Raw genomic sequence first — 11039 nt, forward strand, 5'->3', positions numbered from 1 at the left:
TTATTTCCACTTTTGGTTTTTCATCATTTGCTGCGCTTTGTTTAACTGCTGTTTATTCATGTTGTAGCCCATTTGCTTCGCCATTTTGGCCAGCATCTCGGGATTATTTTGCATGGATTCCAACTGCTTTTTCAAGTAAAACACGCCGATAAAAAATCCGCCGACTAAGCCCACAATCAAAGTGAGAATAGGAATAAGATAACTCCACATAACGTTGCCCCCTGCAAGTGTTGATTGGTTAGATTGCTTGCCTTATCATACCATTTCTACTCATCGCTTTACAAATGACTTGGCCATAAATCATAGAACTTGTTCAATAAAAACGGTAGTATGTTTTGCCAAATCGATTTCCTTAATATCCAGTTCTCTGTCCATCTGATCCTGCTTGACGATTCTCACAATCGGGCGGGTCGGTAATCCGCGATGCTGACCGACAACAACGCCGGTCTCGCGATTCGATAGACGGACGGAAGCCCCGGTCGGATAGATGGAAACAGTTTTCAGAAAATGAATCAAAACCTCTCGATCCAGCTTGGTTCCAGCCAACGCCATCATATGCTCGCATGCCTCGTAGGGCAGCATCCGGCGTCCCATAGAAGTATCGAAGAGCAAGTTATCGTACATATTTGCGACAGCTGTAATTTTGGCATAAATATGGATGTCGTCGCTGGTCAAACCTCTCGGAATGCCCTGGCCGTCCAATGCTTCATGATGTTGGAAGGCTACATGGGCAATGAGCAGGCTGAGTTCGCGCTTTGTTTTCAAAAGCTCAAACCCGCGCCATGTATGATGCCTCCTGCTGTCAGAAGACTCATCGTCACAGGTGAGCTCAATTTTCCCCACGTCATGCAGTAGGGCGCCAATGGCAAGCTCTTTCAGTTGGCTCTCATTGAACCCCATATTAATGCCTACAAGCACCGCCATCATACAGACGTTGGTCGCATGGACATACATCTCGTTATCCTTGGTCCGAATGTCGGTCAGTTGGACGAGCACATCCCGATTCTTCATCACCTCGTCGAGCAAAGTGTTGATCGAAATGCTCATAGCGCGGGAGTTAAATTCCTTGCCGGATCGGAGCGCAGCGAAGGTTTGTCCCATCTGCTGCATCACGATACGTTTAGTTTCTTCTGAAATGATTTCGGGAATCTCCACATCTTCCAGGTTCGGATCCTTGATGTAAACCATCGTAACACCGATTCGATTGAGCGTATTGATCATAAAAACCGTTAACTGCACGCCTTCCGAAAGCAGAATCGAACCGTTGCTGGCAAATATCGTACGGCCTAAATATTGACCCGACTCAACGGAATCCAAATGTACATATTTCATAGGATCACTCCACGGTTAGTTATTCTTTGGATTCATATGGGGGTGTTCTTCACGTTCCAAATCAAGTAAATGTATTTTCATGTCGAGACCCCCGGCATACCCTACCAAGTCGCCGCTTGCACCAATGATGCGATGACAGGGAATGATTACGGGAATCGGATTTTTATTATTTGCGCCGCCTACTGCTCTTACAGCTTTCGGTGATTGAATCGCCTCGGCAATGTGCTTATAGGAAGCTGTCTCTCCGTATGGGACGTCCAGCAGGGCAGTCCAAACTTTTTTCTGAAAGTCCGTACCCTGCAAATCCAATTCCCCATCAAACCTTAGCCGCTCTCCTCTAAAATACTCCTCCAGCTGTTGCACGATTGGCGCAAGTGTTCCTACATCCTCCTGGAGCTCTGTCCCCTTGCCAAACCAACGGATGACCCACTCTTGCAGGTCCGCTTGATTCTGGCTCATGGTGCCGAAAGCAACTCGGCAAAGTCCTTTCGGACTTGTAATGAGAACAAGCGCGCCTATAGGCGTAGCAACTTCCTTATAGATCAATTTGTTCGCAGCGGATTGCTGATTATATGTCATGTCGGATTCTTCTCCCCTGTCTGCGAGCTTGCATGATTCGCTTGCCGGATGGCCGTCATCGCCTTCTCAATATCTTGCTGCACCGCCGGTTCCTGCTCGGCCCCTTGGGCCTTATCCAGCGCTGTTGCGGCATCGTCGCCCCCTATGCGCCCCAGCGCCCATGCAGCCGTTGCCCGAATCTCAGGCCGCGGATCCTTGTGCAGCAGCTCCGTAAGGACAGGCACAGCGGAGCTGTCCCTGAAGTTGCCCAGCGCGATGATTGCGTTGCGCTGGATGGGCCTTTTGCCCCTCCAGGACGCCGCGATACGTCCGTATTGCTCTTTGAAGTCCTTGTTCGTCATAGTGAGCAAGGGAATCAGAAGCGGCTTGACCTTCTCAGGGTCAGGCTCGAACTCCGGATGGTGCGTCCAGTTCATCCCCTTGTTCTTCGGGCAGACGATCTGGCACGTATCACAGCCATAGAGCCGGTTGCCGATCTTAAGCTTGTACTCATCCGCGATGTATCCCTTCGTTTGGGTAATGAAGGAGATGCAGCGGGATGAGTTGAGCTGTCCCGGGCCAACGAGCGCCCCCGTGGGACAAGCATCGATACAGATCGTGCAGTCGCCGCATTGGTCCATTATCGGCGTATCAGGGCGGAACGGAATATTGGTGATGATTTCGCCCAAATAGACCCATGAGCCCCATTCCGGCGTAATGACGGCGCAGTTCTTACCGGACCAGCCGATGCCGGACCGCTCCGCAACAGCGCGGTCGACCAGCACGCCGGTGTCGACCATGCTTTGCAATCGCGCATCCGGCATGCGCTCCGCAATGAAAGCCTCCAGCTTCGCTAGCCGGTCGCGAAGCACATCATGGTAGTCGCTCCCCCAGGAGGAGCGCGAAATGATCCCCCGATACGCTCCTGGCTCGGATCGGGGCGGGTTAGCCAGCTTCGACGGGTACGCGACCGCGATGGAGATGATCGAACGCGGCGCGTCGAAGCTCAGCTCGGGATGCACCCGCTTCTCGATATCCGGCTCCTCGAAGCCGGATTCGAACCCCTTCTCCCGGTGACGGAGAAGGATGTCTTTCAGTTCTGTGAACGGCTCAGCTGACGTGAAGCCGATCTTATCTATACCGAGGGACGGCGCGGCTTCCACGATCTCTTGCTGTAGTTTTCTAATCTCTGTCTCTGATGCTGCGATGATGGAAACCGCCAAAACACCCTCACCTCTTTCATCTGTTCGTATTTACCTTACAGGTCTGCGGCCATTGAGAATGGCCACAGCACATACTCGGCCCGGCCTTGAATCAGGCTGGCCGGAACTTCCCCGAACCTGCGGCTGTCCGCACTCGCCGCCGCATGGCGGTTATCGCCCATCACGAAGACGCGGCCCTCCCCGATCTGCATCGGGCCGAAATCGCCGTCCTCGATGGGCGAGTCGGTATACGGCTCGTCGACTTTCTCGCCGTTCACATACAAAGCGCCGCCTCGGCCTTTCACCTCGTCGCCTCCAACGGCTACCACCCTTTTCACCAAAAAAGGATGGTGGGTAAAGGCATACTCCTCCGTCTCCTTCAGGATGACGATTTCACCGCGTTTAGGCGATTTGAAGTACGTAATCGCCTTGTTCACAAACAGCCATTCTCCCTCTTGCAGTGTTGGATCCATCGAATGTCCCCGAACCGTGGACAAGTTAAATCCGAATTGATGCACAAGAATAACGACAAGAAGAGCTACGAGGATGGATTTCGTCCAATCCCACAGCTCATGGGTAAGGCTCTTTACCTCTGTCTGTTTGACATTCCTGGACTGTGAAGCTGCTTGATTGGATTCATTACGGCCTACAAAGAAGCTCATTCATGCTCCTCCGTTCTTTTGCTTTTCCCACTGCTCGTAATAATGCATGACCAAGTCATCTTGAAATGGCGGCTTGTCCGTACTGGCCAGTTCCAAAATGGCGGCAAGCCCATCCTTCACTTTTGACTCAACAAGTGTTGAATAGTGATAATTCAGTTTATGACGTTCATATTCATCTTCATCTACAATATGCACGGAACGATCCGGCATTCGAATGACATCAAGGTCGTAGTCGATATAAGTAAGCACCTGCCCCGTCACATACATAGGAGACGCTACGTTGCAATAATATCTGACTCCAGTATCTTCAATAAGGGCAACAATATTAAACCATTGCTTGGGAATAAAAAAAGAAACGCCCGGAATACGGCTGACCCATTCCTTCCCGTCAGCTTCCTGAATCTTCGTCTGGCTGTTAATAAACACCATCATGTCTTGCTGGAGATGGTCGGCATGCATGACGTGCGGCGGCACTCGCCAATTCGTGAGCCACATCCGGTGTAAATGTCCGTCATGTTTGAAGCTTTTTATCACATACGGCGCGAAATTATCCATGTCTCAAAGCTCCTCTATTGATAGCTGCCGATAAGTTCCCCTATTATATAGAAAAGCATATCTGACCCCCAAATGCAATGGCGGCACAGATATGCTTCTCTAGCTTCAAATCTGTTCAATTTCACTCTCGTCACTGCCGTGACTACACGCTGACTTTCTTCACAATGCTCAAACGATGCGCAGCACGCGAAAAATCAGATGTACTATAACCCGCCGACTCATACACAGGGAGTACGACTTCATTATGGACGTCTACCGTTACCATAATTTTGTTCACGTTCCGTTGGAGGAACCTCATTTTCATCGCTTCGATCAAAGCTTTTCCGATACCTTTACGCTGATACTCTGTGGCAACTGCAATCCGATAGTAATAGCCATTGTTGTTATCGATGGTGCCAATAATCACGCCCACGATTTCTGATTCTTCTTGTGCAACCAGCACAAGCTCCGTATCCCAAGAAAGTTGACGAGCAAATGCTTCCATCGTTTCCTCATAGCAGATTTCCGACAAAACATCCTGTAAAAGTGATGTCACCGAAGACGTATCACCAAGCTGAAATGAACGAACATGCATACGGTTCTCTCCCAATCCCCTATTCATTTTCTAGGATTAATTTTATGGTAATTTAGTAAATACGACAAAAAAGGACGGAATCCTGCTGAAAATGTGTTAAAATTCACAAAAATCTTTGTTTTTTTCTAAAAACCTCTTGAAAGCGCTTAAATGCAAGCGTTTTCAACAAATTGCGCGTTAAGCATTCCGCCAGCCGCAACAAATAAAAGCCTGACGGATGAAATTCCGTCAGGCATCGATATTAGCTGCTAGGTAGCTTGCGACTCTTTCACTACCGCTTGCGGACCGCGATATTTGTAGAAAAATGCCACACCAATCAGGGCAAGCCCATTGATGGCAAAAACGAGAGGAATTCCGATCCAGCCGCCCAAGAAGCCGCCGATGATCGGACCGCTCATCGTCCCAAGCTGTGTAGCGGATTGGTTCAAGCTGAAGGCCCTGCCCCGAAAGCCGGGATCCGTAAATTTCACAATCAAAGCATTTAACGCCGGATAGACGGCTGCGAAGAACAGCCCGTAACTAAACCTCAATATGCCGAACGCCAGCAAATGATGAGTGCCCAGCTGCAGCAGATTGCCTATGCCTCCGCCTAACAGCCCGATGAACAACGTTTTGGAGTAGCTGATCTTTTGCCCAAGCTTGCCCCATCGAGGCGCGGCTATGACAGTGGCTACGCCAACCGCTGAGAAGATGATGCCTGAGCTTAGCGACGCCGAGCTTTGGGTGCCCCCCATTTGGAGCACATAGATGGTAAGCAGCGGCTCAACAATCATGACCGAGGTAGCCACCAGCATAGTGACGCCAAGGATCATCATGAAGGATCGGTTGTGCGCAGCCGATTTCAAGTCATCCCAAACGCTGGAACGCACGGCGGAGCGGTTGAAGTTTTTTTCCTTGGCCCCGAATAGGCCGATGAAAGCCGCCACCAAGACGACACAGCCGGAGACCAGAAAGGACTCCCTGTTCCCTACCCAATGGCTGACAAAACCGCCAACCAGCGGGCCGATCACGCTTCCTGCGGCTCCTGCGGTAGACATGACGCCAAGGGCATAACCGACTTCTTTCTCCGGAGTGTTCGTGGCAACCAGCGCAATGGACGCCGGAACGAAGCCGGCAAGCAGCCCCTGCATGATGCGTACAACTAAGAACAGATACGGATCATGTACGAAAAACGTCGCAAAATAAAGAACGCTTAAACTGAACCCTGAACGAATGAGCATCGGTTTGCGACCATATTTGTCAGCAAGCGATCCCCAGTAGGGTGCAATTAAAGCGCTGGCTAGAAAAGTAATGCCAAATGTGATACCCGACCATGCTTCGAGCCCTTTATCAATCCCAAGCTCCGTGTGCAGGAATATCGGCAAGAATGGAACCGATATGGTGTAGGCCATCCCGCAGAAAAAAACGCCGATCCATAATGTAACCAGATTTCGCTTCCAAGAAAATTCCATGTCATTTCCCCTCCTAATGCTTCTTTCTGCACATAAGTGCTCGTTCATTTCTCTTTCTCTCTCCCGATAACCGCGAAACGATAACCTTATTTTATCATCTTTCTCCCGATATTAGAAATTTTAAATCAAGAACATAAAAAGCCTAACGGTTTAGACACCGTCAGGCATTATATTTTCAGTGGCTCCTTGCTGCATATCCTCTCAATACTTTCTCTGTCGCATGATGAACAATGATGTACAGCGTAAACACGACAAGATAAACAAATGGTGAATACCACAGCTTCCATCCATTAAACGTAAAGACGTGACAAAGGCAGGCTAACCATTCAAAAAACACGGATACCCCCGAGAATAAGCCCACATAAAGGATTCGGACTATGCCTTTTAATTGCCATTTATCATAAAAATACAAAAAGATGTAGGTATACGGAGGATAGTTAAGATAATAAATGACAATGTCCATCACCTCATACTTGGAACTATCACTGACATCATACATATCGAAAGGTTTGACGGCAATCAATGAATCAACTGACTGTGAGATAAAAACGGTGAACACGGTATACACGGTAATCGCAACGGGAGAGAAACGTTTGGGCAGCAGAAATGCGAAGGTTACGATGACAGCGAGCGAAATCAAAGTAAACCACTCATTGATATCAAAGTGTTCAGGTGGGTAGAGGATCATGGCCATCACACTTTCCAAGCATTTTTCTGAAAACTAAACAGAAACAGGTTAACTCGAGCAAGGCGGTATACCAGATGACCATGGAATAACCGATATTCCACCCCGTTAAGGTCAGAATACCAAAGAACTGAAATAAGTGATAAGAACCGGTTAAGGCTGAAAACCAGATGCCTATATAGAGGATTTTGATCAGAAACCGTGTATTGGCTTGAAAAATAGGAACGAGCAGCCACAGGGTGCCAATCGGGAAAATAAGGATTTGATTGAGCTTATAAAAGTAAAAGGCCCAGAACGACTCTGCAAATTGTATCAATTTGAAATTATCGACAATCGCTGAATGCAGCTGTTCAATCGCAATTAAGATGACCATGTAGTACACCCATTTTTCGAAACGGTCAAACAGCTTTGGCATTTTGCCCAAGGAAACCACTGCGCCAACAGCAATCAAGGTCGTGCAAACATTTAATAAAAACACGATAGAAAAAACCTCCAATCGGGAAAAGTTTTACCTTACTATTCCCCGTTGAAGGCTCCGTATGCAATAAGCTATCCTATCGTGATCTTTCCTTCCGGGTAGCGGAAATGTTCTTTCTCCGGCAGCGGAATCAAAATGTAAGCGAGTGTAACGGGGCCAAGCCGTCCAATGAACATCAGTATAACAAGAAAGACTTTGCCGAATTCCGTCAGCTGTGAGGATAATCCCATCGACATCCCTGCTGTGGCATACGCCGATGTGACCTCAAACAATACGCCAAGAAACGGATAGCTCTCTGTTATGGTCAGAACAATGGTGGCAATGACAATCAATGAAAAAGAAAGCAGCGTGAACGTAATCGCCTTATAAATCCGATCTTTCGAAATGCGGCGGCGGAACAGCACGATTTCCTCTTGGCCCCGCATCATGGCGATCACCGCACCGACAAGGATGACGAAGGTCGTCACCTTGATGCCCCCTCCGGAGGAGCCGGGCGAAGCTCCGATAAACATCATAATAATGATGAAGAACTGCGTCGCCTGCCGCATCGATGGAATATCGATGGTGTTAATGCCTGCTGAACGCGATGAAACGGACTGCAGCAGCGAGCTGAGCAGCTTACCCATCGCGGAAAGCGGCTGCAGCGTATGCGTATTCGTGAACTCGAAGATAAGAATGACGAGAGCCCCGATGAAGATGAGCGCCGCAGAAGCGCTGAGCACCACCTTGCTGTGCAGGGTAAGCTTTTTATTCTTTGGATACGTTAGCAAATCGGAAATCACGATAAACCCAATTCCACCTAAAATGACTAGAAGCATAGAGACGATGTTCACGAAGGGATCTTCGACATAATGCATCAAACTTCCCGGCCGGTCAGGCATGCTGCCAAATAGATCGAACCCGGCATTGTTGAATATCGAGATGCTGTGAAATATGCCAAAGTATACGGCTTGGCCGATAGGCATCTCAAACGACCAACGGATTGCGTATAACACGGCGCCGGCCAGCTCAATGTAGAGCGCGTAAATCAAGACTTTTCGAACAAGCCGAACGATTCCTTCCGTAGACTCATGATTCATCGCCTCCTGCAGGATAAGACGCTCCTGGAAGGAGATGCGCCGCCGCAGAACGAGGGCAATAAGTGTGGACATGGTCATGAAACCAAGACCGCCGATTTGGACAAGAAAAATAAGTACAATTTCCCCAAAGGTTGATAAATGCGCGCCTGTATTAATCACGGATAACCCTGTTACGCAAGTGGCGGAGGTCGCCATAAATAGGGCATCGGTCCATGTCATTTGGCCCTCCCCCGCTATGGAAATGGGCAAAGACAGCAGAATCGATCCCGCGATAATGATCAAAATAAACCCGATAGCGAGCACTTGGGGAGGACTTAAGCGGAATCTCTTTTTCGAATTATGTATCATTGCGAGCAACCCCATACCTCCATACCTATAATGAGTTTGCGACAATTGTATAATTTGATAGAAGCAATGTAAAGAACTGTCAGATTAAGAGAGATTATCGCCTAGCACTGCGGCTTTCCGCCTAATTTAAATGCCGTATAGGCAGGAATAACCCCCTTTCTGGTAGAACACTTCAGTTGGAATCTTGAGTTAAGCCCTTAGCGGAGGTAGTTTTGTCCATGTCCATAGACCAAAGATTAATAAATGAATCTTTATTTATACAAGCTTTCAAATATGCTCCGATCGGCATGGTTCTTGTTTCATTGAATGGACGCTGTCTCAAAGCTAATCCGGCTATTTGCACCATATTGGGGTATTCGGAGTTGGAGTTGTCCTCCCTTACTTTTCAGGAGATCACCCATCCGGAGGACTTGATCCTTGATCTGCAATTAATGACTGAACTGCTTACTGGCAAACGGGATTCCTATCAAATGGAAAAAAGGTATATTCATAAGGACGGCCATACTGTATGGTGCCTCTTGGCTGTATCTCTTGCTCAGGATGAGGAGAGTCACAATCCGTTTTTCGTCTCTCAAATTATCGATATCAGCAATCAAAAACAAGCGGAAAACGAGCTGCGCGAGAAAGAACGCCTTCTCTATGAAAAAGACGTCCACTATCAGATCAGCATGACGAAACATTTGGAACAAATTCATGGGCTGTATCGTATGATTTCCGATCATGTTTTGGACATTATCTCCATTTCCTCACCGGAGGGCGTAACCCGTCATATTTCTCCGGCTGTTCGTAGCTTGCTAGGTTATGAAATGGATGAAATCGTAGGAACCAAAATGATGGATCTCTGGCATCCGGATGATTTGCTTGCTTGGGGTAAGCGCTGTCTGCTCGATAATCCGGATGTCAATATGTTTATATGCCGTATCCGCCATAAAGAGGGCCATTACGTTTGATTTGAAACAACGGTCAAAATGATTCGCAATAAAGAAGGCGAGGTCGAAAAAATCGTCGCTGTCGGCCGGGATATTACAAAACGCAAACAGGCCGAAGATGAGCTCTGCGCGACCAAGGAAAGACTGGAATCCTTCATCAAAAACAATGGGGACGCGATTTGGGTCATTGACCGTGACGAGAAGGTCGTTGAAACCAATGCCGCATTCGACAAGCTTTTTCAGTGGAAGTCCGAGGAAATCATCCATCAATTGCTGCCCATCACACCACCAAATCTCGCCCAGCAAACAAGAGAACTTCACGATCAGGTCCTATCCGGGCAATCGGTGATCGGTTTCGAAACGGTTAGATTGCGCAAAGACGGCTCGCTCGTTGATGTGAGCACAACATTATCTCCTATTCATGACACGACGGGTCATATTATTGGCATCGCTGGCACGTGTCACGATATTACAGAAAAGAAACAAGCCGAGCAAATGCTCATTAATTCAGAAAAACTTTCTATCGCCGGTCAATTAGCTGCCGGGATCGCCCATGAGATCCGGAATCCGATCACAGCGATTAAAGGTTTCATTCAGCTTATGAAATCAGGCGTTTCCGAGAAAAAATTGTATTATGAGATTATGTCCTCAGAAATTGAGCGCATCGAAATGATTCTCAGCGAGCTGCTGATTTTGGCTAAACCTCAGCTGATCCACTCGGATCGTAAAGATATTCGTAACATTTTATCTCAAGTAACTACGTTGCTGGAATCACAAGCGATTCTTAGTAATGTGGAAATTATCACGGAATGCGAACCCGATCTTCCCCCGATTTTGTGCGATCAAAATCAGTTAAAACAGGTTTGCATCAATTTCATTAAAAACGGCATAGAGGCTATGTCACTTGGCGGAACCCTTCTCATTCAAGTGAAAACACAGAACGAAAACAGCCTGATTCTCCGCTTTATCGATCAAGGCTGCGGAATTCCCGAGGACATTATAACTAAGCTTGGACAGCCTTTCTATACAACAAAGGAAAAAGGAACAGGCCTTGGATTCATGGTCAGCAAAAAGATTATTGAAAGCCATAACGGAACGATAAACGTGTTCAGCAAAGATAAAGAAGGAACAACCGTTGAGGTTTACCTTCCGACCTTTAATTAAAATAGAGCCATTCTGCCCATGC

General features: G+C 47.8%; 13 protein-coding genes. 2 read left to right on the plus strand and 11 right to left on the minus strand.

Annotated features, from left to right (window positions below; all coding sequences use genetic code 11):
• From GON05_RS26520 to GON05_RS26570, 11 genes are all read right to left on the minus strand, one after another.
• Positions 1-210: a YneF family protein gene (locus GON05_RS26520; RefSeq protein WP_127455063.1), complete on the minus strand. Its 210-nt coding sequence runs from the start codon at positions 208-210 to the stop codon at positions 1-3.
• A 90-nt stretch (positions 211-300) separates the two neighbouring features.
• Positions 301-1332 (minus strand): HD-GYP domain-containing protein, encoded by a 1032-nt coding sequence (locus tag GON05_RS26525; RefSeq protein ID WP_157323425.1) that lies wholly within the window; start codon positions 1330-1332, stop codon positions 301-303.
• Positions 1333-1347: 15 nt separating this feature from the next.
• On the minus strand, positions 1348-1911 hold the full coding sequence (locus tag GON05_RS39805; RefSeq protein WP_157323427.1) for a methylated-DNA--[protein]-cysteine S-methyltransferase: 564 nt from the start codon (positions 1909-1911) through the stop codon (positions 1348-1350).
• On the minus strand, positions 1908-3101 hold the full coding sequence (gene queG, locus GON05_RS26535) for a tRNA epoxyqueuosine(34) reductase QueG (RefSeq protein WP_397370864.1): 1194 nt from the start codon (positions 3099-3101) through the stop codon (positions 1908-1910). Before queG ends, GON05_RS39805 begins: the two co-directional genes overlap by 4 nt.
• Positions 3102-3148: 47 nt before the next feature.
• On the minus strand, positions 3149-3754 hold the full coding sequence (gene lepB, locus GON05_RS26540; protein WP_127455055.1) for a signal peptidase I: 606 nt from the start codon (positions 3752-3754) through the stop codon (positions 3149-3151).
• Positions 3755-4309 carry a DUF402 domain-containing protein gene (locus GON05_RS26545; RefSeq protein ID WP_157323431.1) on the minus strand — a complete coding sequence of 185 codons (555 nt, stop codon included), beginning with the start codon at positions 4307-4309 and terminating at the stop codon, positions 3755-3757.
• A 142-nt stretch (positions 4310-4451) separates the two neighbouring features.
• A complete protein-coding gene (locus tag GON05_RS26550; protein ID WP_127455051.1) occupies positions 4452-4883 on the minus strand; it encodes a GNAT family N-acetyltransferase in 432 nt (143 codons plus the stop codon).
• Positions 4884-5131: 248 nt separating this feature from the next.
• Positions 5132-6334 (minus strand): MFS transporter, encoded by a 1203-nt coding sequence (locus GON05_RS26555; RefSeq protein ID WP_157323432.1) that lies wholly within the window; start codon positions 6332-6334, stop codon positions 5132-5134.
• Positions 6335-6509: 175 nt separating this feature from the next.
• On the minus strand, positions 6510-7031 hold the full coding sequence (locus tag GON05_RS26560) for a hypothetical protein (RefSeq protein WP_221435266.1): 522 nt from the start codon (positions 7029-7031) through the stop codon (positions 6510-6512).
• On the minus strand, positions 7003-7497 hold the full coding sequence (locus GON05_RS26565) for a hypothetical protein (protein WP_157323436.1): 495 nt from the start codon (positions 7495-7497) through the stop codon (positions 7003-7005). The genes GON05_RS26560 and GON05_RS26565 overlap by 29 nt, the downstream gene beginning before the upstream one ends.
• Before the next feature lie 71 nt (positions 7498-7568).
• Complete coding sequence (locus GON05_RS26570; protein WP_397370775.1) at positions 7569-8939, minus strand: TrkH family potassium uptake protein; 1371 nt, start codon at positions 8937-8939, stop codon at positions 7569-7571.
• 203 nt (positions 8940-9142) lie between these two features.
• Here GON05_RS26570 and GON05_RS26575 point away from each other — a divergent pair, with 203 nt between their 5' ends.
• The gene (locus GON05_RS26575; RefSeq protein WP_157323438.1) at positions 9143-9874 is read left to right on the plus strand and encodes a PAS domain S-box protein; all 732 of its coding nucleotides are present in this window, start codon (positions 9143-9145) and stop codon (positions 9872-9874) included.
• Between the two features lie 18 nt (positions 9875-9892).
• Positions 9893-11017, plus strand: coding sequence for a PAS domain S-box protein (locus tag GON05_RS26580; RefSeq protein ID WP_157323440.1), 1125 nt, complete (start codon positions 9893-9895; stop codon positions 11015-11017).
• The last annotated feature ends 22 nt before the right edge of the window (positions 11018-11039 follow it).

The organism is Paenibacillus anseongensis, from assembly GCF_009757995.1.
GTDB lineage: Bacteria > Bacillota > Bacilli > Paenibacillales > NBRC-103111 > Paenibacillus_E > Paenibacillus_E chondroitinus.

Bases quoted from the DNA above. Each gene is read 5' to 3' on its own strand.
- GON05_RS26520 (WP_127455063.1), bottom strand. From the start codon at position 210: ATGTGGAGTTATCTTATTCCTATTCTCACTTTGATTGTGGGCTTAGTC.
- GON05_RS26525 (WP_157323425.1), bottom strand. From the start codon at position 1,332: ATGAAATATGTACATTTGGATTCCGTTGAGTCGGGTCAATATTTAGGC.
- GON05_RS39805 (WP_157323427.1), bottom strand. From the start codon at position 1,911: ATGACATATAATCAGCAATCCGCTGCGAACAAATTGATCTATAAGGAA.
- lepB (WP_127455055.1), bottom strand. From the start codon at position 3,754: ATGAGCTTCTTTGTAGGCCGTAATGAATCCAATCAAGCAGCTTCACAG.
- GON05_RS26545 (WP_157323431.1), bottom strand. From the start codon at position 4,309: ATGGATAATTTCGCGCCGTATGTGATAAAAAGCTTCAAACATGACGGA.
- GON05_RS26550 (WP_127455051.1), bottom strand. From the start codon at position 4,883: ATGCATGTTCGTTCATTTCAGCTTGGTGATACGTCTTCGGTGACATCA.
- GON05_RS26555 (WP_157323432.1), bottom strand. From the start codon at position 6,334: ATGGAATTTTCTTGGAAGCGAAATCTGGTTACATTATGGATCGGCGTT.
- GON05_RS26570 (WP_397370775.1), bottom strand. From the start codon at position 8,939: ATGGGGTTGCTCGCAATGATACATAATTCGAAAAAGAGATTCCGCTTA.
- GON05_RS26575 (WP_157323438.1), top strand. From the start codon at position 9,143: ATGTCCATAGACCAAAGATTAATAAATGAATCTTTATTTATACAAGCT.
- GON05_RS26580 (WP_157323440.1), top strand. From the start codon at position 9,893: ATGATTCGCAATAAAGAAGGCGAGGTCGAAAAAATCGTCGCTGTCGGC.